This is a genomic window from Bradyrhizobium sp. S3.2.6, assembly GCF_040546885.1.
Classification (GTDB): Bacteria; Pseudomonadota; Alphaproteobacteria; order Rhizobiales; family Xanthobacteraceae; genus Bradyrhizobium; species Bradyrhizobium cytisi.
In genome coordinates, this window is the sequence record NZ_JBEPOS010000005.1 from 36,001 (window position 1) to 60,329 (window position 24,329).

General features: G+C 64.6%; 27 protein-coding genes. 18 read left to right on the forward strand and 9 right to left on the reverse strand.

What is annotated here, in order from left to right; all coding sequences use genetic code 11:
- Positions 1–71: 71 nt before the first annotated feature.
- The 4 genes from ABID58_RS12395 to ABID58_RS12410 all read left to right on the forward strand — a co-directional run bounded on the left by ABID58_RS12395 (position 72) and on the right by ABID58_RS12410 (position 4,368).
- Positions 72–1,886 (forward strand): long-chain-acyl-CoA synthetase, encoded by a 1,815-nt coding sequence (locus tag ABID58_RS12395; protein ID WP_354032835.1) that lies wholly within the window; start codon positions 72–74, stop codon positions 1,884–1,886.
- A 152-nt stretch (positions 1,887–2,038) separates the two neighbouring features.
- A complete protein-coding gene (locus ABID58_RS12400; protein ID WP_008135396.1) occupies positions 2,039–2,284 on the forward strand; it encodes an acyl carrier protein in 246 nt (81 codons plus the stop codon).
- Positions 2,271–3,653 carry a class I adenylate-forming enzyme family protein gene (locus ABID58_RS12405; protein ID WP_354032836.1) on the forward strand — a complete coding sequence of 461 codons (1,383 nt, stop codon included), beginning with the start codon at positions 2,271–2,273 and terminating at the stop codon, positions 3,651–3,653. The genes ABID58_RS12400 and ABID58_RS12405 overlap by 14 nt, the downstream gene beginning before the upstream one ends.
- Positions 3,646–4,368: an SDR family NAD(P)-dependent oxidoreductase gene (locus tag ABID58_RS12410; protein WP_354032837.1), complete on the forward strand. Its 723-nt coding sequence runs from the start codon at positions 3,646–3,648 to the stop codon at positions 4,366–4,368. Before ABID58_RS12405 ends, ABID58_RS12410 begins: the two co-directional genes overlap by 8 nt.
- Positions 4,369–4,516: 148 nt before the next feature.
- On the opposite strand, the gene ABID58_RS37390 is transcribed toward ABID58_RS12410, so the two are convergent.
- On the reverse strand, positions 4,517–4,699 hold the full coding sequence (locus ABID58_RS37390) for a hypothetical protein (RefSeq protein WP_502916404.1): 183 nt from the start codon (positions 4,697–4,699) through the stop codon (positions 4,517–4,519).
- 172 nt (positions 4,700–4,871) lie between these two features.
- Here ABID58_RS37390 and ABID58_RS12420 point away from each other — a divergent pair, with 172 nt between their 5' ends.
- Positions 4,872–6,014: a DUF3095 domain-containing protein gene (locus tag ABID58_RS12420; protein ID WP_354032839.1), complete on the forward strand. Its 1,143-nt coding sequence runs from the start codon at positions 4,872–4,874 to the stop codon at positions 6,012–6,014.
- Positions 6,015–6,145: 131 nt separating this feature from the next.
- Here ABID58_RS12420 and ABID58_RS12425 read toward each other — a convergent pair whose 3' ends face one another.
- Together ABID58_RS12425 and ABID58_RS12430 are read right to left on the reverse strand one after the other, a co-directional pair.
- Positions 6,146–6,586, reverse strand: a complete 441-nt coding sequence (locus ABID58_RS12425; RefSeq protein WP_354032840.1) for a DUF2147 domain-containing protein — start codon at positions 6,584–6,586, stop codon at positions 6,146–6,148.
- Positions 6,587–6,685: 99 nt separating this feature from the next.
- Complete coding sequence (locus tag ABID58_RS12430; RefSeq protein ID WP_354032841.1) at positions 6,686–7,213, reverse strand: GNAT family N-acetyltransferase; 528 nt, start codon at positions 7,211–7,213, stop codon at positions 6,686–6,688.
- Between the two features lie 210 nt (positions 7,214–7,423).
- On the opposite strand from ABID58_RS12430, the gene ABID58_RS12435 reads away from it, so the two are divergent.
- From ABID58_RS12435 to ABID58_RS12475, 9 genes are all read left to right on the forward strand, one after another.
- Positions 7,424–8,020 (forward strand): superoxide dismutase, encoded by a 597-nt coding sequence (locus ABID58_RS12435; RefSeq protein ID WP_063985730.1) that lies wholly within the window; start codon positions 7,424–7,426, stop codon positions 8,018–8,020.
- Between the two features lie 193 nt (positions 8,021–8,213).
- Positions 8,214–8,462, forward strand: a complete 249-nt coding sequence (locus tag ABID58_RS12440; protein WP_148751759.1) for a hypothetical protein — start codon at positions 8,214–8,216, stop codon at positions 8,460–8,462.
- Between the two features lie 2 nt (positions 8,463–8,464).
- Positions 8,465–9,220: a metal ABC transporter ATP-binding protein gene (locus tag ABID58_RS12445; RefSeq protein ID WP_354032842.1), complete on the forward strand. Its 756-nt coding sequence runs from the start codon at positions 8,465–8,467 to the stop codon at positions 9,218–9,220.
- A 6-nt stretch (positions 9,221–9,226) separates the two neighbouring features.
- Positions 9,227–10,096, forward strand: coding sequence for a metal ABC transporter permease (locus tag ABID58_RS12450; RefSeq protein ID WP_148751761.1), 870 nt, complete (start codon positions 9,227–9,229; stop codon positions 10,094–10,096).
- Positions 10,097–10,098: 2 nt separating this feature from the next.
- Entirely contained in the window at positions 10,099–10,962 is an 864-nt protein-coding gene (locus tag ABID58_RS12455; protein ID WP_354032843.1) for a metal ABC transporter solute-binding protein, Zn/Mn family, read from the forward strand.
- Positions 10,963–11,016: 54 nt separating this feature from the next.
- Positions 11,017–12,060 (forward strand): CobW family GTP-binding protein, encoded by a 1,044-nt coding sequence (locus tag ABID58_RS12460; RefSeq protein ID WP_148751763.1) that lies wholly within the window; start codon positions 11,017–11,019, stop codon positions 12,058–12,060.
- A complete protein-coding gene (locus ABID58_RS12465) occupies positions 12,060–13,079 on the forward strand; it encodes a WD40 repeat domain-containing protein (protein ID WP_187434900.1) in 1,020 nt (339 codons plus the stop codon). The genes ABID58_RS12460 and ABID58_RS12465 overlap by 1 nt, the downstream gene beginning before the upstream one ends.
- A gap of 30 nt (positions 13,080–13,109) precedes the next feature.
- Positions 13,110–13,826, forward strand: a complete 717-nt coding sequence (locus ABID58_RS12470; RefSeq protein ID WP_354032844.1) for an MgtC/SapB family protein — start codon at positions 13,110–13,112, stop codon at positions 13,824–13,826.
- A 101-nt stretch (positions 13,827–13,927) separates the two neighbouring features.
- The gene (locus tag ABID58_RS12475) at positions 13,928–14,266 is read left to right on the forward strand and encodes a hypothetical protein (RefSeq protein WP_187434901.1); all 339 of its coding nucleotides are present in this window, start codon (positions 13,928–13,930) and stop codon (positions 14,264–14,266) included.
- A gap of 131 nt (positions 14,267–14,397) precedes the next feature.
- Here ABID58_RS12475 and ABID58_RS12480 read toward each other — a convergent pair whose 3' ends face one another.
- From ABID58_RS12480 to ABID58_RS12500, 5 genes are all read right to left on the reverse strand, one after another.
- On the reverse strand, positions 14,398–15,840 hold the full coding sequence (locus ABID58_RS12480) for a homospermidine synthase (protein WP_354032845.1): 1,443 nt from the start codon (positions 15,838–15,840) through the stop codon (positions 14,398–14,400).
- Positions 15,841–15,888: 48 nt separating this feature from the next.
- The gene (locus ABID58_RS12485) at positions 15,889–16,278 is read right to left on the reverse strand and encodes a RidA family protein (RefSeq protein WP_354032846.1); all 390 of its coding nucleotides are present in this window, start codon (positions 16,276–16,278) and stop codon (positions 15,889–15,891) included.
- A 144-nt stretch (positions 16,279–16,422) separates the two neighbouring features.
- A complete protein-coding gene (locus ABID58_RS12490) occupies positions 16,423–17,010 on the reverse strand; it encodes a GNAT family N-acetyltransferase (protein ID WP_354032847.1) in 588 nt (195 codons plus the stop codon).
- Positions 17,011–17,143: 133 nt separating this feature from the next.
- On the reverse strand, positions 17,144–18,286 hold the full coding sequence (locus ABID58_RS12495; protein WP_148751770.1) for a type III PLP-dependent enzyme: 1,143 nt from the start codon (positions 18,284–18,286) through the stop codon (positions 17,144–17,146).
- 665 nt (positions 18,287–18,951) lie between these two features.
- Positions 18,952–19,206: a hypothetical protein gene (locus ABID58_RS12500; protein WP_354032849.1), complete on the reverse strand. Its 255-nt coding sequence runs from the start codon at positions 19,204–19,206 to the stop codon at positions 18,952–18,954.
- Positions 19,207–19,341: 135 nt separating this feature from the next.
- On the opposite strand from ABID58_RS12500, the gene ABID58_RS12505 reads away from it, so the two are divergent.
- From ABID58_RS12505 to ABID58_RS12520, 4 genes are read left to right on the forward strand one after another with little or no spacing between them, the layout of a single operon-like run.
- Complete coding sequence (locus ABID58_RS12505) at positions 19,342–21,423, forward strand: M3 family metallopeptidase (protein WP_354032850.1); 2,082 nt, start codon at positions 19,342–19,344, stop codon at positions 21,421–21,423.
- Positions 21,423–22,070: a DUF1007 family protein gene (locus tag ABID58_RS12510; protein WP_354032851.1), complete on the forward strand. Its 648-nt coding sequence runs from the start codon at positions 21,423–21,425 to the stop codon at positions 22,068–22,070. Before ABID58_RS12505 ends, ABID58_RS12510 begins: the two co-directional genes overlap by 1 nt.
- Positions 22,071–22,093: 23 nt before the next feature.
- Positions 22,094–22,726: a DUF1007 family protein gene (locus ABID58_RS12515; protein WP_187434910.1), complete on the forward strand. Its 633-nt coding sequence runs from the start codon at positions 22,094–22,096 to the stop codon at positions 22,724–22,726.
- Positions 22,723–23,841, forward strand: coding sequence for a nickel/cobalt transporter (locus tag ABID58_RS12520; RefSeq protein WP_354032852.1), 1,119 nt, complete (start codon positions 22,723–22,725; stop codon positions 23,839–23,841). Before ABID58_RS12515 ends, ABID58_RS12520 begins: the two co-directional genes overlap by 4 nt.
- A gap of 58 nt (positions 23,842–23,899) precedes the next feature.
- Here ABID58_RS12520 and ABID58_RS12525 read toward each other — a convergent pair whose 3' ends face one another.
- Entirely contained in the window at positions 23,900–24,298 is a 399-nt protein-coding gene (locus ABID58_RS12525) for an MAPEG family protein (protein ID WP_354032853.1), read from the reverse strand.
- Positions 24,299–24,329: the final 31 nt, after the last annotated feature.

The following is a 24,329-nucleotide window of genomic DNA, read 5'->3' on the forward strand; positions in this document are numbered from 1 at the left end:
CCTTGTCTCTTAACACCTGCGCAGGACGAGCGAGCTAAGTTGCCGGGAACAAGCAGATACCGCCCGAAAGAATGAACGGCATGACCACCGGCGTCATCGAGCAAACGAAAGCCGCGCGCGCGCCCTCGGCTTCAAAGATCTGGCTGAAGGCGATCGAGCTGACTGCGCGGATCGAGACGCGGCCGGACCGCCTCTTCGCCGACGTCGTCGACGATTGGGCACGTCGCCAGCCCGACCGCGTCGCGCTGGTCACGGACGACGCCAGCCTCGACTATGACGGCCTGTCGAAGCGCATCAACCGCTATGCGCGCTGGGCACTCTCGGCCGGCGTCGCCAAAGGAGATACTGTCGGCCTGATCATGCCGAACGGCATCGATTATGTCGCGGCCTGGCTCGGCATCAGCCGCGTTGGTGGCGTAGTGGCGCTGATCAATACCAAGCTTGTCGGGCAGTCTCTCGCGCATTGCATCGATGTCGCAAAGCCCTCGCATATCATCGTCGCGCATGAGCTCGCGGAGACGCTGGAGAGCGCGGGGCCGCATCTGAACACCGACGCCGAGATCTGGACCCATGGCGATGCTCGCAGCGCGCGCGCGATCGATGTTGCGCTTGCCGCGCTCGATGATGGGGCGCTGTCGCCGGAGGAGCACGGCGATGTCACCATCGATGACCGCGCGCTGCTGATCTACACCTCCGGGACCACCGGCCTGCCGAAGGCCGCCAGCATCAGCCATCGCCGCATCCTCAATTGGGGTTTCTGGTTCGCCGGCCTCACCGGCGCGACGCCGCAGGACCGGCTCTATGATTGCCTGCCGCTGTTCCACTCGGTCGGCGGCATCGTCGCGCCGTGCAGCATGCTCGCCGCCGGCGGCGCGGTGGTGATCGCGGAGAAATTTTCGACCTCGAACTTCTGGCCCGACATCGTGCGGCACGACTGTACGCTGTTTCAGTATATCGGCGAGCTCTGCCGCTATCTGCTCAAGGCGCCGCCGTCGGAATACGAAAACCGTCACCGCCTGCGGCTGGTCTGCGGCAATGGCCTGCGCGGCGATATCTGGGAGGATTTCCAGGGCCGTTTCGCCATTCCCAGCATTCTTGAATTCTATGCCGCGACCGAAGCCAATTTCTCGCTGTTCAACGTCGAGGGCCAGCCGGGCGCCATCGGCCGCATCCCGCCGCTGCTTGCGCATCGCTTTCCCGCAGGCCTCGTCAGGCTCGACCCCGACACCGGCGCGCCGCTGCGCAATGGCGAAGGCTTTTGCATAGCCTGCGCACGCGGCGAGGCGGGTGAGGCCATCGGCCGTATCGGCAAGGCGGACGAGGGCGGTGGCCGCTTCGAGGGCTATACCGATGCCGGTGAGACCGAGAAGAAGATCCTTCGCGACGTCTTCGCCAAGGGCGATGCCTGGTTTCGTACCGGCGATCTGATGCGGCTCGACGACAAGGGCTTCTTCCACTTCGTTGATCGCATCGGCGATACCTTCCGTTGGAAGGGCGAGAACGTCGCGACCTCCGAGGTCAACGACGCCGTGCGCGATTTCACCGGCGTGGTCGATGCCACCAGCTACGGCGTCAGCATCCCCGGCACCGACGGCCGCGCCGGCATGAGCGCGATCGTCGTGAACGAGGGATTTGATATCGCCGCACTGTTTGCCTATCTCGCGCAGCGGCTGCCGGCCTATGCCCACCCGGTCTTCATCCGCATCTCGCGCGAGCTCGATGCGACCGAGACATTCAAGCAGAAGAAGGGCGAGCTCGCGCGTGAGGGCTTTGACCCGGGTGCAATAGAAGACGCGATGTTCATGCTCGAGCCGAGATCCGGCGCCTATGTCGCGCTCGATTCCAGGGCTTTTGCACAGATCGTGGACGGTACGATCAGGCTGTAGCCGCGGCAAAATCGAGAGATAGGTCCAATTTTATCTGAATTGTCCAAGAGGCCATTTACTTCTGTCGGGTAAACAAGCGGCCACGGGGAAGGCGGTCATCACGAGCCGCCGCAAGACTACGATGGATTAACTAAGTAAGAGGCGAGCCAGCCATGTCGGTACGATCCAAGGTCATTGAAGCGATTCAGCAGATCGCTAGGGAACAGCACGTCACGCTTCCCGCACTCTCGGACGATCTGTCCCTGCACGAGACGGGCTTCGACTCGCTCGCCTTCGCGATCCTGGTCGCACGTCTCGAGGACGAGACCGGCGTCGATCCCTTCACCATTTCCGAGGACGCAGCGTTCCCCGCCACCGTGGGCGATTTCGTGCGGGCCTACGAAAATGTCCCCGCGTGAGATCTTTGCGCTCCGTGACCATCTCGGCGCGGAGCTGAAGGGCCGCAACCTGTCGGATGCGCACCATGTCGTGTCGCTGACCGATATCTTGTCGCAGACCGTCCTCGGCGGCAGCCTGCGCGAGCTGTCCGGCCGCGCCGTGTTGCTGAAGCTGTCGGACCAGCTCCGGTCGGGCCTCGCCATGATCGAGCTCGACGGTATCGTCCGTCGCATGTTGCTGTGCCCGCCGGATCTCGACCCGGCGCATCTGGACGCCCTGATCGCAGATGCCGGGATCGATGCTGTCGTCACCGACGAGCCGGATCACTGGACCGCGACCGCCGTGTCGCTGGTCGTTACTGCACAATTGCCGCTTCAATCCACCGCGCCTGCGCAGACCGAGCGCGCGACCGAATGGCTGATGCTCACATCGGGCACATCGGGCGTGCCGAAAATCGTCGGCCATACGCTGGAAGCGCTCACGGGCGCTATCGTCGCCGAAGGCCCCGCCAAGGGCCCCGCGCCGGTCTGGGCCACGTTCTATGACATCCGGCGCTATGGCGGCCTGCAGATCTTCCTTCGCGCCGTCCTCTCCGGTGGCTCGATGGTGCTGTCGGACCCGCACGAGGCGCTCGCCGATCACGTTGCCCGGCTGAACGCGCGCGGGGTCTCGCACATCTCCGGCACGCCGTCGCACTGGCGCAAGCTCCTGATGAGCGGCTCCGCCGCGCAGTTTGCGCCGGGCTATGTTCGCCTCTCCGGGGAGATCGCCGACCAGGCGGTGCTCGACGGCCTCAAGGCGGCATTCCCCAATTCCTCCGTCGGCCATGCCTATGCCTCGACCGAGGCCGGCGTCGGCTTCGCCGTCAATGACGGGCTCGAAGGTTTTCCAGCGAACTATCTCGGCAGCCGTAACGGCGTCGAGATGAAAGTTGTCGACGGCTCGTTGCGGATCCGCTCGACGCGCACGGCACACGCCTATATCGGCCGCAACGCGGCTGCGCTCACCGACGGCGACGGTTTCGTCGACAGTGGCGATATCGTCGAACTGCGCGGCGACCGCTATTATTTCGTCGGCCGACGCGGCGGCATCATCAATATCGGCGGCCTGAAAGTGCATCCCGAGGAGATCGAGGCGGCGATCAACCGTCATCCCGACGTGCGGATGTCGCGGGCGAAATCGCGGCGCAGCCCGATCACGGGCGGCATCGTCGTCGCCGACGTGATCCTTGCCGACGGCACCGACCAGGCACGCGCGAAGGAAATTCGCGACCAGATCCTGGATCAGTGCCGCGCGCAGCTGGCGTCCCACAAGGTGCCGGCGGTGGTCCGCTTCGTCGAGGCGCTCGACGTCACCCCGGCCGGCAAACTGGCGCGTACCGATGCATAATGTTCTCGTCACCGGCGGCAGCCGCGGCATTGGCCTTGCGATCGGCAAGCGCCTGGTCAGCGCCGGCTACAACGTCATCGCGGCCGCGCGGCGCGAGAGCGACGAGCTCAAGGCCGCGATCGCCGGGTCCGAAGGCCGGCTGCACTTCCGCGCCTGCGACCTTGCCGTGATCGATGCGATCCCCGCTTTCGCAAAGCTCGTGCGCGATGAATTCGGCCCGACCTACGGCCTCGTCAACAATGCCGGCCTCGGCACCGAGGGCCTGCTCGCCACCATGCACAATTCCGAAATCGAGGCGCTGGTGCAGCTCAACGTGCTGTCGCCGATCATCCTCACCAAATATGTTGCGCGCCAGATGATGGCGGATGGCGCCGGCCGCATCATCAACATCTCCTCGATCATCGCGACGACGGGCTATAACGGCCTCTCGGTCTACGGCGCAACCAAGGCCGCCGCCACCGGCTTCACCCGATCGCTCGCGCGCGAGGTCGGCAAGCTCGGCATCACCGTGAACGCGATCGCGCCGGGCTTCATCGACACCGAGCTCACGCACAATCTCTCCGACGAAAGCCGCAAGCGCATCGCCGGCCGCAGCGCGCTGCGGCGATTGCCGGCGACGGATGACATCGCGCGCATGGTGGAATATCTGCTCGGCGAGGGCGGCCGCAACGTCACCGGCACCGTGTTCACGATCGACGCGGGCAACACGGCGTAAAGGAACTCCGTTGCCACAATTGAGTTGATCAGGCCCAATGACATTTCACCGGATCTGGTCGTAAGATACGCCGCAATCGATTGGGTTACGTCAATCGATCTGCCCTAATCGAGAGGAGCAGTCCATGGTCGCGTCAAACATGACCGCTTCAAATCAAGGCCGGATCGAACAGTCCCGCGCGAAGCCGGAGGACGTTCACTGCCCCCCGATGACGCATCAGAATTCCGGCGACCACGGCCACGAAATGCATCCGCAGCAATTTGTGCGGCTGGTTGGCTGTCACAACGCCCCCGCGGATGTATCGCGCAAGCATGCGGACGAGAAACTGCATTAGCTTGCGTCCCGGCAGATTGCCTGCGAACAGTGCTCGGGTGGCAGGCGCCGCATCTTGTTGTCATCCCCGTTTCAGCCAATGATGCGCCGTTGTTCGGGCGAGCCGGCAGGCGAACCCGGATCGATCCCGCCCCGTATCTGTTCTCGTGCAAACCTGACCAGCTCCTGCGATGACAGCCGCATCCTTTTATGGCGCCATACCCGTCTTCCGCGGCTTCACCAGCCTGATGGAGCCCAAGCTCTATTCCCCGCTGCCGGAGGACTGGAGCGTCGGCGTCGCCGACATCGTCGATTCCACCAAGGCGATCGCGGCGCAGCGCTACAAGGCGGTCAACATGGCTGGCGCCGCCGTGATCGCTGCGGTGACGAATGCGCTGGAGGGACGCGAATTTCCTTTCGTGTTCGGCGGCGACGGCGCCAGTTTTGCGGTCGCGCCGGCCGATCTCGATGCTGCACGCGAAGCTTTGGCTGCAACGGCGACCTGGGTGCGGGAAGACCTCGATCTCAAAATGCGTGTCGCGCTCGTTCCGGTGAGCGCCATCCGCGCGACAGGTCTTGACGTGCGCGTGGCGCGCTTCGGTCCGTCGGCCAATCTGTCCTATGCGATGTTCTCCGGCGGCGGGCTCGCCTGGGCCGACGCCGCGATGAAGCGCGGCGAGTTCGCCGTCGCTGAGGCGCCCTCAGGCACGCAACCCGATCTCTCCGGCCTGTCCTGCCGCTTCGAGGTGATTCCGGCCTCGCGCGGGCTGATCCTGTCGGTGCTGGTGATGCCGGCAGGCGGCACCGATCCGCAGGGCTTCCGCAAGGTGATCGAGGACATCATCCATCTCGTCGAGCGCAGTCCGGATTCCGGCCGTCCCGTGCCACCGCAGGGGCCGCCGCTGAAATGGCCGCCGCAGGGCCTGGACTACGAGGCGCGGGCGATCCGTGGCGGGTCGTTGCTCAAGCGCCGCGCCGGCCTGCTCGCCTATACGTTTTTCGTCTATGTCCTGATGCGCTTCGACATCAAGGCCGGCGGCTTCCTGCCGAAGGTCTACAAGCGCCAGGTCGTCGAGAATTCCGACTTCCGAAAATATGACGACGGTCTGCGCATGATCCTCGACTGCACGCCGGAGCTCGAGTGCGCCTTGAGCGATCGTCTTGCGACCGCTGCGCGCGATGGCGTCGTGCGCTACGGGCTTTATCAGCAGGATGCCGCGATGATGACCTGCTTCACGCCCTCGGCGCTGCGCAGCGACCACGTGCACTTCATCGACGGAGCGCGCGGCGGCTACGCCTCTGCGGCGACGGCGCTCAAGGCGATGGTGGCCTGAAATCACTCTCTTGCCCCGGACGCAGCGCAGCACGTAGTGATGCGATGCAGAGCCGGGGCCCATCGTGGTGTGTCCCGGCTCTGCGAGGCAGCGCTTCGCGCTGCATCGCGTCCGGGACACGAGGGAGCGGATCAGTGTCCCGCCCGCGTCCAGGTCTCGCCGCCGCAGAGCGCGCCGACGCAGCCTTCGACGCGCAGCGTCGCTGTGCCCGACACCGAGACGCTGCTCGCATAGGTGCTGCCGTCATCGGCATTGTAGATCTGGCCCGACCATTTGTTCGGCCCTGCGGGCTGCATGCCGGAGAACAGCGGCAGGCCGATCATCGGGCGCCTGGCGAGCGCGGGATTGGGATTCTTGCTGTCGGTTGCGGGCTGGCCGGTCGCGGTGTCGTATGGTTCACGCAACCACACGATGACGCCACAAATGCCGCCGCCGCATTTGCTGATCTTCACGCGGGCATCGCCAGCCTGGGTGAGCCAGGTCCCGCTCGCGTCAGCACTTTGCGCATGCGCGGCCGTCGCGCCGGACAGCGCAGCCAGGAGGACGGAGAGGACGGCGAATCTGCGGGACATGGAGGGGCCTCGGAATGGAGGCGTCTCCATAGCAGCAAATCAGAATCGTGCAACGCCTGATGGAATCACATTGCTGGCTCATTTGCCCCAGCGAATGTTTCACCACGGCAGGCCGCAGAGATCGATGGTGCCGAGCGTCGGCGCACGGACGATGTCGAACACGTAGGGCGCCATATGCGTGAAGTGGACGCGGCCCTCCGGCTGCTCGCAATAGATGTCGCCGGTGAAGGCGCGCCATTTGCGGGCCTCGTAGAACGCGACATTATGCGGTTCGCAGAACAGGATCGCGAAGCGAACCGCCTCGTTGGCGCGCATGGTGTGCACCGCCGCGTCGATCGCCATGGTCGCGTAGCCGCGGTTGCGGCGATCCTCGCGCGTGCAGACGCCGCCGATGCCGCCGACGTGCGCCTTCTGTCCATTCCAGGTGATTGTGCGGAAATAGATGCCGACGTGGCAGACCAGGCCATCCTCGGGCGTCTCGATCAGCACGCGCAGATCGGCATGGGCCCATTTGACGTGACTCCAGGACGGCTGCTCGGCGGCGTCGCGTCCCCAGACTGCGCTGAGCAGCGGTTGCGCGATCGGCCACGCGGCGTCGCCGTTCAAAATGTCGATCTCGATGCTCATGGCTTTCGCAGCTCTGCTCCGTGACGCATTCGTTCTGCCATAAGCACTTCAAAGGCAATGATATTTTTCGAGGACATGAAAGTTGTGCAATCGGGCCATGCCGTCGCAATCGCGCCTTTTCGCAAATTGGCGGTATTTAACGGCGCAGGAACCTTCTATAAGGGGTGACCGTTAGAGAACACGTTCCCCACCAGTTGCGGACAAGAACCCATGACATTCACGCTGCCCCCCCTCCCTTACGCCTATGACGCCCTCGGCCAGTTCATGTCGAAGGAGACGCTGGAATTCCACCACGACAAGCATCATCAGGCCTACGTCACCAACGGCAACAACGCGCTCAAGGGTACCGAATGGGAAGGCAAGTCCCTTGAAGAAATCGTCAAGGGCTCGTTCGGCAAGAACCCCGCGGTGTTCAACAACGCCGGCCAGCACTACAACCACATCCACTTCTGGAGCTGGATGAAGCCCAATGGCGGCGGCACCAAGCTGCCGGGCAAGCTCGAGAAGAAGATCAACGAGGACCTCGGCGGCTTCGAGAAGTTCAAGACGGACTTCCAGGCGGCCGGCGTCGGCCAGTTCGGCTCTGGCTGGGCCTGGCTCCAGGTCAAGAACGGCAAGCTCGAGATCGCCAAGACCCCGAACGGCGAGAATCCGCTGGTGCACGGCGCGACCCCGATCCTCGGCGTCGACGTCTGGGAGCACTCCTACTACATCGATTATCGCAACCGCCGTCCCGACTATCTCAAGGCATTTGTCGAGAACCTCGTGAACTGGGAATACGTCGAGTCCCTGTTCGACAAGGCCTGAGGCTTTACTCCGCCATTCCAGGATGCTGCGTTAGCACCAGACTTGGAATCTCGAGATTCCGGGTTCGGCTTCGCCGCCCCGGAATGACGGAAACAACAGAGGCGGTCGCTCACGCGGCCGCCTCTTTGCTGTGTGGAATCGCCCTGCGTGACGGCCGTGGACAAGCGTAATGTTATAATATAACGTTCTTGGCATGGTTCCCGCCGCGTCCCACGCCCATCATCCCGCCCATGCTCATGGCCACTCCCATGGCCATTCTCATGACCACGGGCAATCGCACGGACACGACCACACCCATGCCCATGTCCACGACGCGGCCTCTCCGCACCCAGCCCAGGACGCGCCCTGGTCGATCCTGCGCATGACCGTGGCCGGCCGCCTCGCAGCCGCCGTCGCCGTCTGCGCCGTGCTCTGGGGTGTGGTCTGGCTCGCGATGAGGTGACCATGGCAGCGCTTCACTTTCACAACGTCACGCTCGGCTATGACCGCCATCCGGCCGTGCACCATCTCAACGGCGAGGTCGCCTCCGGCGCGCTGGTCGCCGTGATCGGCCCGAACGGCGCCGGCAAATCGACGCTGCTGCGCGGCATCGTCGGCATCCTCAAGCCACTCGACGGCAGTATCCATCTCGGCGGGCTCGATGCCAGGGACATCGCCTATCTGCCGCAGAGCGCCGAGATCGACCGCACCTTCCCGATTTCGGTGTTCGATTTCGTCGCGACCGGGCTGTGGCGCGCCACCGGCTTGTTCGGCGGCATTGGTAAGCCGGCGCGTGAAAAGATCCTAGATACGATCGCTTCCGTTGGCCTCAACGGTTTTGAGAACCGTCCGATCGGCACGCTCTCGGGCGGCCAGATGCAGCGCGTGCTGTTCGCGCGCGTGCTGCTCCAGGATGCACGCCTGATCGTGCTCGACGAGCCTTTCAACGCCATCGACAGCAAGACCACGGCCGACCTGCTCGCGCTCGTGAAGCACTGGCACGGCGAAGGCCGCACCGTGCTGGCCGCGCTGCACGACATGGAGATGGTGCGTACCCATTTCAGTGAGACGCTGGTGCTGGCCCGCGGCCCGGTGGCGTGGGGCCCGACGGCGGAGGTGCTCACGCCCGAAAACCTGCTGGTCGCGATGCGGATGTGCGAAGCCTTCGACGACAGTGCGGCGGCCTGCGCGGCCGACGATGCTCGCTCGCGGGCGGCGTGATCCCAGATGGTCTATGACGCGCTGATCGGTCCGTTCACCGAATTCGAGTTCATGCGGCGAGCGCTTGCCGCGGTGATCGCGCTGTCGCTGGCGGGCGCGCCGATCGGCGTGTTCCTGATGCTGCGGCGGATGAGCCTCGTCGGCGACGCCATGGCGCACGCAATCCTGCCGGGCGCCGCCGTCGGCTTCCTGCTCTCCGGCCTCAACCTGTTCGCGATGACCGCTGGTGGTCTGATCGCCGGCTTTGCCGTGGCAATCCTCGCCGGCGTGGTCGCGCGCTCGACCGGATTGAAGGAGGATGCCTCGCTTGCAACCTTCTATCTGGCCTCGCTGGCGCTCGGCGTCACCATCGTGTCGATCAAGGGCACCAATATCGACCTGCTGCACGTGCTGTTCGGCAACATCCTCGCGATGGACGATCAGACGCTGCTGGTGGTCGCCTTCAACGCCACGGTCACGCTGCTGGTGCTGGCGGTGATCTACCGCCCCCTGGTGATCGAGAGCGTCGATCCACTATTCCTGCGCACCGTCAGCCGCGCCGGCGGCCCCGCGCATCTCGCCTTCCTCGCGCTCGTCGTCATCAACCTCGTCAACGGCTTTCAGGCGCTCGGTACCTTGCTGGCGGTGGGCCTGATGATCCTGCCGGCGGGCATCGCGCGGTTCTGGTCGCGCGATCTCACGGTGATGATCTGCATCGCGGTCGTCGCTGCCGCCGTCTCGGGCTATGCCGGGCTCGTGCTGTCGTTCCAGACCCGCGTGCCGTCGGGCCCTGCAATCATTCTGGTGGCGACGGTGTTCTACATCGTCTCCGTCCTGTTCGGCCGCGTCGGCGGCATCGTCCGGCAGCTGTTTCCCGGCCGGCATCTGGAAGCATGACGATGCGGCGCCTCCTGCTTTGCGTGCTTCTGCTGATCGCCTCGCCGTCACACGCCGCGGAGCGGCTCAACGTCGTCGCCAGTTTCTCGATCCTCGGGGATTTCGTCCGCGCCATCGGCGGTGACCGCATCAACATCACGACGCTGGTCGGCCCCGACAGCGACGTCCATGTCTACACGCCGGCCCCATCCGATGCGAAGCGGATCGCGGACGCAAAACTCGTCATCGTCAACGGGCTCGGCCTCGAGGGCTGGCTGCCGCGGCTGGTGCAATCCTCCGGCAGCAAGGCGACAATCGTGACCGCGAGCGCCGGCATCGCGCCTTTGAAGCTCGGCTCGGCCGCCGATCCGCACGCCTGGCAGTCAGTCCCCAATGCCAAAGTCTACGTGGCCGACATCACCAACGCGCTGGCCGCCGCCGACCCGGATGATGCCGATCTCTTCCGGACCCAGGCAAAAGCCTATCTGGAAAAGCTCGAAGCGCTCGACCGTGAGATCCGCGAGGCCGTCGCCAAAATCCCGCCGGATCGGCGGAAGGTGATCTCGACCCACGATGCCTTCGGCTATTTCGCCGCCGAGTATGGCGTCCAGTTCGTGGCCCCACTGGGCGTCTCCACCGAAACCGAGCCCAGCGCGCGGGACATCGCCGCCATCATCGGCCAGATCAAGGCCGCGAGGATTCCGGCGGTATTCTTTGAAAATATCAGCGATGACCGCCTGATCCGGCGGATTGCCGCGGAGACCGGGGCAAAGGTCGGCGGGACCCTGATTTCGGACGGTTTGACCGGCGAAAAGGGGCCTGCACCCACTTACATTGACATGGTCAGGCACAATATAAAGGCGCTGACCAGCGCGCTTGACCACTAGGGCAGGGGGCCACCCCGCCTCGCGTCGCGCGGAAAGCCCGAAGTCGGAGTTGTTATGTCTGAAGCGACCGTCTCCAAAATTCCCGTGACCGTCCTGACCGGCTATCTCGGCGCCGGCAAGACCACGCTGCTGAACCGCATCCTGTCGGAAAACCACGGCAAGAAATACGCCGTCATCGTCAATGAATTCGGCGAGATCGGTATCGACAATGACCTCATCATCGGCGCCGATGAGGAAGTGTTCGAGATGAACAATGGCTGCATCTGCTGCACCGTGCGCGGCGACCTCGTCCGCATCATGGATGGCTTGATGAAGCGCAAGGGCAAGTTCGACGCCATCATCGTCGAGACCACCGGCCTTGCCGATCCGGCGCCGGTCGCCCAGACCTTCTTTGTCGACGAGGACGTGCAGAAGAACGCCCGCCTCGACGCGGTCGTCACGGTCGCCGACGCCAAATGGCTGTCCGATCGTCTGAAGGACGCGCCCGAGGCCAAGAACCAGATCGCCTTCGCGGACGTCATCGTGCTGAACAAGACCGATCTCGTCAGCAAGCCCGAGCTCGCCGAGGTCGAGGCCCGCATCCGTGCCATCAACCCCTATGCGAAGCTCCATCGCACCGAGCGCTGCTCGGTGGCCCTGGCCGATGTGCTCGATCGCGGCGCGTTCGATCTCGACCGCATCCTCGACATCGAGCCGGACTTTTTGCAGGCCGACGATCATGACCACGACCATGATCATCACGGCCACGATCATCATCACGACCATGATCACGGCCACGGCCTGAAGCATTACCACGACGAGGACATGCAGTCGCTGTCGCTCAAGACCGACAAGCCGCTCGATCCGAACGTGTTCATGCCCTGGCTCCAGAATCTGGTGCAGGTCGAGGGCGGCAAGATCCTGCGCTCCAAGGGCATCCTCGCCTTTCACGACGACGACGATCGCTACGTCTTCCAGGGCGTCCACATGATGCTGGAGGGCAACCACCAGCGGAAATGGAAGGACGGCGAGCAGCGCGAGAGTCGCCTCGTCTTCATCGGCCGCGAATTGCCCGAAGAGCTCATTCGCTCGGGCTTCGAGAGCTGCATCGTCTCGTGATGAAAGAGTTTACGCCGGCCCCCGATTCTGCCTCGATCGTCTCCGTCACCGATCGCGTCAAGCCTGTTACGCTCGGCATGGGCGTGACCTCGGTGCATTTCCTTGGCCCCCGCGCTGCCTTCGTCGGCGGCGAGGAGAATGTCGCGTTCGTCGACGCCAAGGGCGAGATCACCACCGTCGCCGTGCACAGCGGCGGCATCCTCTCGACCGCCTCCGACGGCAAGCGCCTCGTGATGGGCGGCGACGACGGCAAGGTCGTTGCGCTCGACGCCAAGGGCGAGGTGACGCTGCTTGCCACCGATCCGAAGCGGCGCTGGATCGATGCGGTGGCGCTGCATCCGGATGGCGCCTTCGCCTGGTCCGCCGGCAAGACCGCGACCGTCAAGAGCGGCAGGGCCGAGGAAAAATCGCTCGAGGTGCCCTCGACCGTCGGTGGCCTCGCGTTCGCGCCGAAGGGCCTGCGGCTCGCGATCGCCCATTACAACGGCGCCACGCTGTGGTTTCCGAACATGGAGGGATCAGCCGAATTCCTGCCCTGGGCCGGCTCGCATCTCGGCGTCACCTTCAGCCCGGACAACAAGTTCCTGGTCACCACAATGCATGAGGCGGCGCTGCACGGCTGGCGGCTCGCCGATAACAGGCACATGCGCATGACCGGCTATCCCGGCCGCGTCCGCTCGATGTCCTGGAGCGCAGGCGGCAAGGCGCTAGCGACCTCGGGCGCCGACACCGTGATCCTGTGGCCGTTCGCCAGCAAGGACGGACCGATGGGCAAGGAGCCCGCGATGCTGGCGCCGCTGCAGGCCCGCGTCGCGGTGGTGGCCTGCCACCCCAAGAACGACATCTTCGCCGCCGGCTACAGCGACGGCACCGTGCTGATGGTGCGGATGGAGGACGGCGCGGAGATCCTGGTCCGCCGCAACGGTACGCCGCCGGTGGCCGGGCTCGCCTGGAACGCCAAGGGCACGCTGCTCGCCTTCGCCGACGAAAACGGGGACGGCGGACTGCTCGAGCTTTGATCTGTCATCGTTCCGGCCGTATAGGGACTCATGCGGTTCCTGACGACCTTCCAGATCGCTGATTTTGCCGACACGTTGGTCAGCCTGTTCACGGCCTTCGTGCTGGGCACGCTGATCGGCGCCGAGCGGCAATATCGGCAGCGCACCGCCGGCCTGCGCACCAATGTGCTGGTCGCGGTCGGCGCTGCCGCCTTCGTCGATCTCGCCATGCATTTGACCGGCGCGGACGGTGCGGTGCGGGTGATCTCCTATGTCGTCTCCGGCATCGGATTCCTCGGCGCCGGCGTCATCATGAAGCAGGGCATGGACGTGCGCGGGCTCAACACCGCGGCGACGCTGTGGGCCTCTGCCGCCGTCGGCTCCTGCGCCGGGGCCGACATGGTCGCGCAGGCCGCAGCGCTCACCGTGTTCGTCATTGCCGGCAACACGATGCTGCGCCCGCTGGTCAACGCCATCAACCGCATCCCGCTGAATGAGAAGACCTCGGAGGCGACCTATTACTTCAAGCTCGCGGTCGCGACCGATGCGTTGCCCGACATGCGCGACCGCGTCGTCGACAAGCTCGCGGCGGCGAAATATCAGGTGGCCGACATCGAAGTCGTCGAGATCGGCGACGATATCCTGGAGATCGTCGCAAAGCTGGTTGCGACCGCGGTCGATCCGAACGAGCTCAACGCGGTGGCGACCGATCTCCAGCATTTGCCCGGCGTGCGCCACGCGACCTGGGAAGTCAGCACCACGGATTGAGCGCGGCGTTTTGGCGCGCAAACCTCCGGTTCCGCCCGGCCCCGGCTTGGAACTGCGGCTTGGCAAATTCGTTGATCCCACAGACAAAAGCGGTGATCGATATGCCCGGCAGGAACGACAAGCGCCGACTTCGACGAGACCTTTTGATCGCTTGCTCGCTATTTGCTGCAGGCGTCGTGATCTCGGGCCTGTCACTCGCGCAGATCCGGGACGAGAGCCGGATGCAGACGGCGCAGGCGACGGGGCCTCTTCAGGGCACGCCGTCCGAGGATCAGAGCAAGACGCCTGCGGAATCAAAGCCCGGCGGCGATCGCCCCACCACGCCGGCGCCCGAGCCCGCGCGCCCCGATCCACAGACGCAGGGCGCTGCGGGCGCGGCGAAACCAGCATTGCCGCCGGCACCTGCCGAGAAGATCGCGCCGCCGATCAAGGAGAAGTAGGTTCTTCGTCATTCCGGGGCGCGCGAAGCGCGAGCCCGGAATCCATTGATCCGCACGTACCGCCGCCCGATGGATTCCGGGCTCGCGCTAAGTGGCGCGCCCCGGAATGACCGGCGGAGGGAGCTCGCCCCTTACCGCACCAGAATATTCCGGAACTGCCAGGGATCGCTCGTGTCGATATCCTCCGGAAACAGTCCCGGACGATCCGTCAGCGGCGTCCAGTCGGTGTAGAAACCCTTCACCGGGCCGAGATAGGGCAGCTGGATTTCCAGCAGACGATCGAAATCCATCTCGTCGGCTTCGACGATGCCTTCCTTCGGGTTCTCCAGCGCCCACACCATGCCGCCAAGCACAGCGGAGGTCACCTGCAGGCCGGTGGCGTTCTGATAGGGCGCGAGCTTGCGGGTCTCCTCGATCGAGAGCTGCGAGCCGTACCAATAGGCGTTGTTGTCGTGACCGAACAGCAGCACGCCGAGCTCGTCGATGCCGTCGACGATCTCGTTCTCGTCGAGGATGTGGTGCTTCTCCTGCATCTTCGCTGCGCGGCCGAACATTTCATGCAGCGACAGCACGGCATCGTCGGCCGGATGATAGGCATAGTGGCAGGTCGGCCGATAGACTGCCGTGCCCGACCCGTCACGCACGGTGAAGTAATCGGCGATCGAGATCGACTCGTTGTGGGTGACGAGGAAGCCATACTGGGCGCCGCGGGTCGGGCACCAGGTGCGCACGCGCGTGTTGGCGCCGGGCTGCATCAGATAGATGGCGGCACCGCAGCCGGCTTCGTGGGTCCGCGCATTCTCGGGCATCCATTTTTCATGGGTGCCCCAGCCGAGCTCGGACGGCTGCACGCCTTCCGACAGGAAACCTTCCACCGACCAGGTGTTGACGAAAACGTCCGGCTCTTTCGGCGACTTGGAGCGCTGGGTGTCGCGTTCGGCGATGTGGATGCCCTTGATGCCGGCCTGCCGCATCAGATCCGCCCATTCGGCCTTGGTCTTCGGCTTGGGGGCGTTGAGCTTCAGATCCGCGGCGACGTTGAGCAGCGCCTGCTTGACGAAAAAGGAGACCATGCCGGGATTGGCACCGCAGCAGGAGACGGCCGTCGTCGAGCCCGCCGGGCGCGCCTTCTTGGCGGCCAGCGTCGCTTCGCGCAGTGCGTAGTTGGAGCGCGCTTCCGGGCCCTTCGACGAATCGAAATAGAAGCCGAGCCAAGGCTCGTTGACGGTGTCGATATAGAGCGCACCAAGCTCGTTGCAGAGCTCCATGATGTCGGTCGAGCCGGTGTCGACCGAGAGGTTGACGCAAAAGCCCTGGCCACCGCCTTCGGTGAGCAGCGGGGTCAGCAATTCGCGGTAATTGTCCCTGGTCACGGCTTTCTGGATGAAGCGCACATTCTGCTTCTCGCAATGCGCCTTGCGGCCCTCGTCCTTGGGATCGATCACGGTGACGCGCGACTTGTCGTAATCGAGATGCCGCTCGATCATCGGCAGCGTGCCTTTGCCGATGGAGCCGAAGCCGACCATGACGATGGGACCAGTGATCTTCGCGTAGATCTGCGAGGGGTGGCTCATGGGATGGGTTCTCCGGAACGTGCTGGCGGACAAAGGGTGAGGGGTGGCTCAGGCGCTGCGGCGCTTGGCGGTGACTTCGATCTCGACCTTCATCTCGGGCTTGTAGAGCGAGGAGACGACGAGAAGCGTGGCGGCCGGGCGGATCTCGCCGAGGACTTCGCCGCAGACCGCGAAGTGGGCGTCGGCGTCCTTGGCGTCGGTGAGGTAGTAGGTCACGCGGACCACGTCGGCCATCTCGAATCCGCCCTCCTTCAGGGCCGCCTCGATGGTCTTGAAGCAGTTGCGTGACTGGCTCGTGACATCGGCCGGCATGGTCATCGTGGTGTAGTCATAGCCGGTGGTCCCCGCGACGAAGGCGAACTCGCCGTCGATCACGGCGCGGCTGTAGCCAGCGGTCTTCTCGAAGGGGGAGCCGGTCGAAATCAGGCGACGGGACATGTGTTGGACCTCGGCTGAAAGGGTGTTTCGCGGGGTTAAAGGGCGTTTCCGGGGCCTGCGCAACCCCCAAGGAGCGGTGTCAAGTAGGCGTAGCCGGGCATCGCCGCTCAAAGCGGCTTCGGTCGTCGCCATCATGGCAGTCCCTTACGCCGCGTGCGCTTCGAGGGGGCGAACCGCCCTCCGTTTGGGCAGGGCCGCGCCGGTCGGGACGATCATCCCGCAGGCGCCATCCAGCGCACCGTCCTGAAATTCGATCGCCAGCAGGCGGTCGCGCTCGAACGGGCCGGGAAGCGCCAGTGCGCCGGTCTTCTCCGCAGAGAAGCCGAAGCGGGCGTAGTAGGGCGCGTCGCCGAGCAGGATCACGGCGGCATGCCCGCGCGCCCGAGCGGCAGCCAGCGCTTGTTGCATCAGCGCGGCGCCGATCCCGAGCTCGCGGCAGGCGGGGTCCACCGCCAGCGGTCCGAGGACCAGAGCGGGCCTGCCTCCGGCGCTGACGTGCCACAGCCGCACGGTTCCCACGAGTGTCCCCTCGTGCATCGCCGACAGCGCAAGGCCCGCGGCAGGTGCACGTCCGTCGCGCAGGCGCTGGCAGGTGCGGTCATGGCGGTTCTCGCCAAAGCAGGCATCGAGCAGCGCTTCACGCATCGTGACGTCGACAGCACGCTCGCTGCGGATGGCGAACGGCGCGGCTTTCGAAGTGAGGGCAATCTGTGGCTTCCGAAAAGCAGTCATGGCGCGTCAGTCCCCGCTTGAGCCGACGTGCACGCAGCACGCCGGTCCAAGGCGTCATCAGAATGGCAATGTCGAGAAGGGAGCCGGCGGACCGGCTCCCGGGTTCGTCAGGCCTCAGAAAGAGAGAGGCGGATCAGATGTGGTAGGTCTTCAGCGGCGGGATGCCGTTGAACGCCACCGCCGAGTAGGTCGACGTATAGGCCCCGGTGCCTTCGATCAGCAGCTTGTCGCCGATCTCGAGCGTCACGGGAAGCGGATACGGGTTCTTCTCGTACAGCACGTCGGCGCTGTCGCAGGTCGGGCCGGCGAGCACGCACGGGGTCATGTCCGCGCCGTCATGCGGGGTACGGATGGCGTAGCGGATCGACTCGTCCATCGTCTCGGCGAGACCGCCGAACTTGCCGATGTCCAGATAGACCCAGCGCACCTCGTCCTCGTCGCTCTTCTTCGAGATGAGCACGACCTCGGATTCGATGATGCCGGCGTTGCCCACCATGCCGCGGCCCGGCTCGATGATGGTTTCCGGAATCTGGTTGCCGAAGTGCTTGCGCAGCGCGCGGAAGATCGAGCGGCCGTAAGTCACGACCGGCGGCACGTCCTTCAGGTACTTGGTCGGGAAGCCGCCGCCCATGTTGACCATGGAGAGGTTGATGCCGCGCTCGGCGCAGTCGCGGAACACCTGCGAGGCCATCGCCAGAGCGCGGTCCCACGCCTTCACCTTGCGCTGCTGCGAGCCGACATGGAAGGAGATGCCGCACGGCTCCAGGCCCAGACGCTTGGCGACGTCGAGCACCTCGACGGCCATTTCCGGGTCGCAGCCGAACTTGCGCGACAGCGGCCATTCGGCGCCGGCGCAGTCATAGAGGATGCGGCAGAACACCTTCGCGCCGGGAGCGGCACGGGCGACTTTCTCGACCTCGGGGACGCAGTCCACGGCAAACAGCCGGATGCCGAGCGCGAAGGCGCGCGCGATATCACGTTCCTTCTTGATCGTGTTGCCGAAGGAGATGCGGTCGGGCGTAGCGCCAGCAGCCAGCGCCATCTCGATCTCGGCGACGGTCGCGGTGTCGAAGCACGAGCCCATCGATGCCAGCAGCGCTAGTACTTCCGGCGCCGGGTTCGCCTTGACGGCATAGAACACGCGGCTGTCGGGCAGCGCCTTGGCAAAGGTCTGGTAATTGTCGCGCACGACCTCGAGGTCGACGACGAGGCAAGGCTCGGTGTCCCGGCCCTCGCTGCGGCGGTTGCGCAGGAATTCCTGAATACGTTCGGTCATAGCACTCTCCCAAACGGCCCAGCGACGGGGATCCGTTCAAAAAATGTCGTCGGATAAGAGCGCTCCGGCCAGATCACGCGATGGAGGCGTGACGAGCCAAAGACTCACATCAGACTGTGCTGCCGTGGATTGGTTGGGAATTTTTCCCGCCCGCACACCTGGCAATGAAGGACAAGCCTTTTCAGTAGCCCGCGCCGGCGTTGGACTGCCGGTAGAGACCAAAAAAGCCCGATCCGTCGTTGCTTTAAGTCGCGTCCCCCGTTGAGAGCGGGGTGCGCCGGTTCGCCTCCGGCTGCCAGTCACGGTTGCAAAGAGCAAAGTCACCTTCGACAAGGCATCTCTTTGAGAGAGATGCTGGACGCTCCGGGTTTGCTTCCGTCGTCTGACTTTAAAGGTCTTCCGACTTCTGCACTTCCGAAGAGCCCCTCGGCTTCTTCACCCCTTGGCGGCTGTCCGGCCTCTTGTCCGGATACCTACCGACTGACACACGACCACAGGCACGTGCGAAATTGGGCAAGAACGCACATAAGGGTTTTGAATCTCGATCGCAAGAATTTTTTTAGCCTAGCGACAAGATTACCTAACATCTGCTTGCGCTGTGATGCGCGAGCGACGCTGAAGATGAACAGGCGTTAAGTTTTTCCAGAGCAGCGCGTGTGCGCGCGTCAGCCGCGCTTCGTGAACGGCTCGACGCGCTGAGCGGCGCGGATGAAGGCGGTCATCACCAGCACGCCGAGCGCAAACATCACGGCCTGAAGGATGTGCGCGCCCTGGTCGCCGAGCCCGAACAGAATTGCGAGTGCCCAGCCGCCGGCAAATGCCGCACCGAACACCTCGGCACCGATCAGGATGGCGGCGCTGACAACGGTGATGACGCTCGGCCAGACGATCTGACGGGAAGACGAGGAGGGGGCGTTCATGGGCTTTGGGGTCCGTAGCTTCGAGGGCCGCAATCTCCCCGAAAAGGCGGGCGGGAGCAAGGCCAAATGGCCCAAAAAAGCCCCATCGCGTGCTATAGCTGGATCCAACAAATCGGCTCAAAAAACGGACTTGTGATGTCAGACCCCCGCCAAACCACGGACACCGAGGCCAACCCGCTGCTGAAGGCCTGGGTGACGCCATTTGCGACCCCGCCCTTCGACGAGATCAAGCCGGAGCATTTCCTCCCCGCCTTCGAGCGGGCTTTTGCCGATCACTCCGCCGAGATCGCGGCGATCACCAACGATCCGGCCGCGGCCGACTTCGCCAACACCGTCACGGCGCTGGAGCGCTCCGGCAAGCTGCTCAACAAGGTTGCTTCCGTCTTCTACGACCTGGTCTCGGCGCATTCCAACCCGGCCATCCTGGAGATCGACAAGGAGGTTTCCTTGCGGATGGCGCGGCACTGGAATCCAATCATGATGAATGCCGTGCTGTTTGGCCGCATCGCCCAGCTGCACGAGAACCGCGCCAATCTCGGCCTCGACCCGGAGCAGCTCCGCCTGCTGGAGCGCACCTACACCCGCTTCCACCGCGCCGGCGCCGGCCTCTCCGACGAGGCCAAGACGCGCATGGCCGAGATCAACGAGAAGCTGGCCCAGCTCGCGACCGGCTTCAGCCATCATCTGCTCGGCGACGAGCAGGACTGGTTCATGGAGCTCGGTGAGGCCGACCGCCAGGGCCTGCCGGAGAGCTTCGTCGCCGCCGCCAAAGCTGCGGCAGAAGATCGCGGCATGGAAGGCAAGGCCATCGTGACGCTGTCGCGCTCCTCGACCGAGCCGTTCCTAAAGAGCTCGGCCCGGCGCGACCTGCGCGAGAAGGTCTACAAGGCCTTCACGGCGCGCGGCGACAACGGCAATTCCAACGACAACAACACGACCATCGGCGAGATCCTGAAGCTGCGCGAGGAGAGCGCCAAGCTGTTGGGCTACCCGACCTTCGCGGCCTACCGGCTCGAAGACTCCATGGCCAAGACGCCGGATGCGGTTCGCGGCCTGCTCGAACGGGTCTGGAAGCCGGCCCGGGCCCGGGCACTCGCCGACCGCGACGAGATGCAGGCGCTGATCACGGAGGAGGGCGGCAATTTCAAGCTCTCTCCCTGGGATTGGCGCTTCTACGCCGAGAAGCTCCGGCTCCAGCGCGCCAATTTCGACGACGCCGCGATCAAGCCTTATCTGACGCTCGACCATATGATCGCCGCCGCCTTCGACTGCGCCACGCGCCTGTTCGGCGTCACCTTTGCGGAGCGCAAGGACGTGCCGGTCTGGCACCCGGATGTCAGGGTCTGGGAGGTGAAGGGCCCCGACGGCAAGCACAAGGCGCTGTTCTACGGCGACTACTATGCCCGGCCGTCAAAACGCTCCGGCGCGTGGATGACCTCGCTGCGCGACCAGCAGAAGCTCGATGGCGAGATCGCGCCGCTCGTCATCAACGTCTGCAATTTTGCCAAGGGTACCGGAGCCGAGCCCTCGCTGCTGTCACCCGACGATGCCCGCACCCTGTTCCACGAGTTCGGCCACGGGCTGCATGGCATGCTCTCCAATGTGACGTATCCGTCACTGTCGGGCACCTCGGTGTTCACCGATTTCGTTGAGCTGCCCTCGCAGCTCTACGAGCACTGGCAGGAGCGGCCCGAGGTGCTGCAGCAATTCGCCCGCCACTACCAGACCGGCGAGCCGCTGCCGGACGACCTGCTCAGGCGCTTCCTTGCCGCGCGAAAATTCAACCAGGGTTTTGCCACCGTCGAGTTCGTCTCCTCGGCGCTGGTCGATCTCGAATTCCACTCCCAGCCGGCGGCAGCCGTGCAGGATGTCCGCGCCTTCGAGAGACGCGAGCTGGAGAAGATCGGCATGCCCGAGGAAATCGCGATGCGGCACCGGCCGACCCAGTTCGGCCATATCTTCTCCGGCGACCACTACGCGGCCGGCTATTACAGCTACATGTGGTCGGAGGTGATGGACGCCGACGCCTTCGGCGCCTTCGAGGAGGCCGGCAACATCTTCGATCCTGATGTGGCCAAGCGCCTGCACGACGACATCTATTCGAGCGGCGGATCGGTCGATCCGGAAGCCGCCTACGAGGCCTTCCGCGGCCGCCCGCCCGAGCCCGACGCGCTGCTCCGCCGTCGCGGCCTGCTCGACGCTCCGAAGGCGGCCTGATGGGCATGCGCGCCCTGCTAGGATGGTTCCTCTCCGCGGCAATGATGCTCGCGACAAGTGCGGCAAGCGCGCATCCGCATGTTTCGGTAGCAGTGACGAGCGAGCTGCTTTATGCGCCGGACGGCGCCGTAACCGGCATCCGTCACGCCTGGACTTTCGACGACGCATTCTCGGCCAACGCTGTGCAGGGGCTTCGGGGGGAGGCTACGGGCGCCTACACCCGCGAGGAGCTGGCGCCGTTGGCGCAGACCGAAGTCGAGTCACTGAAGAATAACGCCTACTTCACCTTCTTGAGGGTAAAGGAGAGACTCCCGATTGCAGAGCCTGTCGATTACTTCTTTGACTACAAGGACGACCACCTGACTCTGCATTTTACGCTGCCGCTGAAAACGCCTGTGAAGGCGAAGTTTCTTCATCTGACTATTTTTGATCGTTCCTTTTTCATCGATTTTCGGTTGGCAAACGAGCATCCGCTCAAACTTGTCGGTGCGCCCGCCGGTTGTGAGGTATGGCTGCGGCGGTCAATGGGCAACGACCGGGACCGCAAGCTGGTGCAGGAAGCGAGCGAGGATACCTTCAAGGAGGGCGGTGCGAACGTCGCCGTCGGCCTGTTGTTCGGCGTTCCGATCGAGGTGGAGTGCCCATGATCCTGCCGGTTTGGATACTTCCGATGCGCCGCCTGTTCGGACTGCTGCTCGCCGCCGCGATGACCTTTGCGGCAGGTGCGGCGCGCGCGCATCCGCATGTCTGGATCACCGCGACCAGCGAATTGCTCTACGCCGCGGACGGCAGCATCACCGGCGTGCGCCACGCCTGGACCTTTGACGACATGTTCTCGGCCTATGCGGTGCAGGGGCTCGAGGCCAAGAAGAAAGGGGCCTATACGCGCGAGGAGCTTGGGCCGCTGGCGCAGACCAATGTCGAGTCGCTGAAGGAATATGCTTACTTCACCTTCGCGCGAGCCGACGGCAAGAAGGAGCGATTCCAGGAGCCGGTCGACTATTATCTCGACTACAAGGACACGGTGCTGACCCTGCACTTCACCTTGCCGCTGAAGACGCCGCTCAAGCCGAAGCAACTGATGCTGGAAGTGTTCGACCGATCCTTCTTCATCGACTTCCAGATGGCCAAGGACAACCCGGTCAGGCTGGTCGGTGCGCCCGCGGGCTGTGAGATGAAGCTCGATCGTCCCAGCGACGGCACCGCGACTGCGCAGAAGCTCAATGAGCAGACTTTCATGGACGGACCGAACGCCAATTTCGGCATGATGTTCGCCAACAAGATCACGGTGGATTGCCCTTGAAACCGCATCTCTCGGATCTTGGTCGCGGGCTCGTCGCCTGCGCCGCTGTTCTCCTCGTCGTCGGCGTGGCCGATGCCGCGCTCCATGATGTCCTGGCGCAAAATCCGTTCGGCGCGCCGAAGTCGACGCAGGCGGCCGAGCCCGAGGCCAGCGGCCTCATCGGCTGGCTGCTGGCAAAGCAGTCGGAATTCTATCGCCAGATGTCCTCGACCATCCGCGCCGCGAAGACCGACGGCTCGGCTGTGTGGACGCTGCTCTTCATCTCCTTTGCCTACGGCATCTTCCACGCCGCCGGCCCCGGCCACGGCAAGGCGGTGATCGCCTCCTATCTCGTCGCCAATCGCGAGACCGCGCGGCGCGGCATCGCGCTGTCGTTTGCCTCGGCGCTGATGCAGTCGCTGGTCGCGATCCTGATCGTCGGCATCTCGGCCTGGATCCTGAATGCGACGGCCAAGACCATGTGCAAGGCGGAGGGCGCGATTGAGATCGCGAGCTATGGCCTGATCGCGCTGTTCGGCCTGCGGCTGGTCTGGGTCAAGGGCCGCACGTTCATCAGCGCGCTCCAGGTGACGCAGCCGGTGCCGGCGATCGCGGGCATGCCGCACGACCATCATGATCACGGCCATCACCATCATCATGATGCGCATGATCATCATGACCACGATCATGGACATGATCACGATCACCACGGTCATGCCCATCAAGCGCACGACCACGTTCACGACGAGCAATGCGGCCATTCCCATGGGCCCACCCCGAGCGAACTGGCCGGCCCCGGTGGCTGGCGGCGCGGCTTTGCTGCGATCCTAACCGTCGGCATCCGCCCCTGCTCGGGCGCGATCCTGGTGCTGGTGTTCGCGCTCGCCCAGGGCCTGTTCTGGGCCGGCATCGCCGCGACCTTCCTGATGGGCCTGGGTACCGCGATCACGGTCGCGGCCATTGCGGTGATTGCCGTGTCCGCCAAGGACATCGCCGGCCGCCTGAGCGGAGTCCGCGACGGCGGCGGCGCCCTCTTCATGCGCGGCATCGAGTTCGGCGCCGCCGCCCTCGTGCTGCTGTTTGGCGCGGGACTGTTATTCGGCTACATCGCGGCCGAACGGACAACTTGTTTTTAAGCCAAACTCTCGTGCCCCGGACGCGGCGCAAGTGCTGGGCCGTGCGGGACACGGGTGCTCACGCCGGCAAAAACCGCTTTAGCATCGGCATCAAGAAAATCCCGAGGTTGAGTGCAAAGCCGATGCTCCAGAGGATGGAGCGCAGCGTCGGGCGGTTGCCGAGATAGGTCAGGACATAGGCGATCCGCACGATCAGGAACAGCACCGCGAGCTCGTCGATCAGGCGCTGCGGCGAGTTCCGGAATTCGGCGAGCAGGACGGCAAAGGCGAAGAACGGGAACGTCTCGATCCCGTTCTGGTGCGCGCCCAGCGCGCGCTGCGCGATGGCGTCCTCATAGAAGGCGGGATCGCGCGGCCGGGAATTGTCGAAGCCGCGAAACCGGATCCATTTGATCGAGCCGATCGTCAAGAGATAGAGCAGCAGCGCTCCGAGAACGCACCATTCTGCGAGTGTCATCTTCCCTCCCCCGCTCGTGGGACCCTAGCGA

Excerpts from the sequence above, each read along its gene's own strand:
- ABID58_RS12435 (WP_063985730.1), top strand. The coding sequence starts at position 7,424 with ATGACATTCACGCTGCCCCCCCTCCCTTACGCCTATGACGCCCTCGGC.
- ABID58_RS12495 (WP_148751770.1), bottom strand. The coding sequence starts at position 18,286 with ATGACCGAACGTATTCAGGAATTCCTGCGCAACCGCCGCAGCGAGGGC.
- ABID58_RS12450 (WP_148751761.1), top strand. The coding sequence starts at position 9,227 with ATGGTCTATGACGCGCTGATCGGTCCGTTCACCGAATTCGAGTTCATG.
- ABID58_RS12485 (WP_354032846.1), bottom strand. The coding sequence starts at position 16,278 with ATGTCCCGTCGCCTGATTTCGACCGGCTCCCCCTTCGAGAAGACCGCT.
- ABID58_RS12400 (WP_008135396.1), top strand. The coding sequence starts at position 2,039 with ATGTCGGTACGATCCAAGGTCATTGAAGCGATTCAGCAGATCGCTAGG.
- ABID58_RS12505 (WP_354032850.1), top strand. The coding sequence starts at position 19,342 with ATGTCAGACCCCCGCCAAACCACGGACACCGAGGCCAACCCGCTGCTG.
- ABID58_RS12445 (WP_354032842.1), top strand. The coding sequence starts at position 8,465 with ATGGCAGCGCTTCACTTTCACAACGTCACGCTCGGCTATGACCGCCAT.
- ABID58_RS12410 (WP_354032837.1), top strand. The coding sequence starts at position 3,646 with ATGCATAATGTTCTCGTCACCGGCGGCAGCCGCGGCATTGGCCTTGCG.
- ABID58_RS12490 (WP_354032847.1), bottom strand. The coding sequence starts at position 17,010 with ATGACTGCTTTTCGGAAGCCACAGATTGCCCTCACTTCGAAAGCCGCG.
- ABID58_RS12480 (WP_354032845.1), bottom strand. The coding sequence starts at position 15,840 with ATGAGCCACCCCTCGCAGATCTACGCGAAGATCACTGGTCCCATCGTC.
- ABID58_RS12405 (WP_354032836.1), top strand. The coding sequence starts at position 2,271 with ATGTCCCCGCGTGAGATCTTTGCGCTCCGTGACCATCTCGGCGCGGAG.
- ABID58_RS12470 (WP_354032844.1), top strand. The coding sequence starts at position 13,110 with ATGCGGTTCCTGACGACCTTCCAGATCGCTGATTTTGCCGACACGTTG.
- ABID58_RS12440 (WP_148751759.1), top strand. The coding sequence starts at position 8,214 with ATGGTTCCCGCCGCGTCCCACGCCCATCATCCCGCCCATGCTCATGGC.
- ABID58_RS12455 (WP_354032843.1), top strand. The coding sequence starts at position 10,099 with ATGCGGCGCCTCCTGCTTTGCGTGCTTCTGCTGATCGCCTCGCCGTCA.
- ABID58_RS12465 (WP_187434900.1), top strand. The coding sequence starts at position 12,060 with ATGAAAGAGTTTACGCCGGCCCCCGATTCTGCCTCGATCGTCTCCGTC.
- ABID58_RS12460 (WP_148751763.1), top strand. The coding sequence starts at position 11,017 with ATGTCTGAAGCGACCGTCTCCAAAATTCCCGTGACCGTCCTGACCGGC.
- ABID58_RS37390 (WP_502916404.1), bottom strand. The coding sequence starts at position 4,699 with ATGCAGTTTCTCGTCCGCATGCTTGCGCGATACATCCGCGGGGGCGTT.
- ABID58_RS12425 (WP_354032840.1), bottom strand. The coding sequence starts at position 6,586 with ATGTCCCGCAGATTCGCCGTCCTCTCCGTCCTCCTGGCTGCGCTGTCC.
- ABID58_RS12430 (WP_354032841.1), bottom strand. The coding sequence starts at position 7,213 with ATGAGCATCGAGATCGACATTTTGAACGGCGACGCCGCGTGGCCGATC.
- ABID58_RS12525 (WP_354032853.1), bottom strand. The coding sequence starts at position 24,298 with ATGACACTCGCAGAATGGTGCGTTCTCGGAGCGCTGCTGCTCTATCTC.
- ABID58_RS12420 (WP_354032839.1), top strand. The coding sequence starts at position 4,872 with ATGACAGCCGCATCCTTTTATGGCGCCATACCCGTCTTCCGCGGCTTC.
- ABID58_RS12500 (WP_354032849.1), bottom strand. The coding sequence starts at position 19,206 with ATGAACGCCCCCTCCTCGTCTTCCCGTCAGATCGTCTGGCCGAGCGTC.
- ABID58_RS12395 (WP_354032835.1), top strand. The coding sequence starts at position 72 with ATGAACGGCATGACCACCGGCGTCATCGAGCAAACGAAAGCCGCGCGC.
- ABID58_RS12475 (WP_187434901.1), top strand. The coding sequence starts at position 13,928 with ATGCCCGGCAGGAACGACAAGCGCCGACTTCGACGAGACCTTTTGATC.
- ABID58_RS12515 (WP_187434910.1), top strand. The coding sequence starts at position 22,094 with ATGCGCCGCCTGTTCGGACTGCTGCTCGCCGCCGCGATGACCTTTGCG.
- ABID58_RS12510 (WP_354032851.1), top strand. The coding sequence starts at position 21,423 with ATGGGCATGCGCGCCCTGCTAGGATGGTTCCTCTCCGCGGCAATGATG.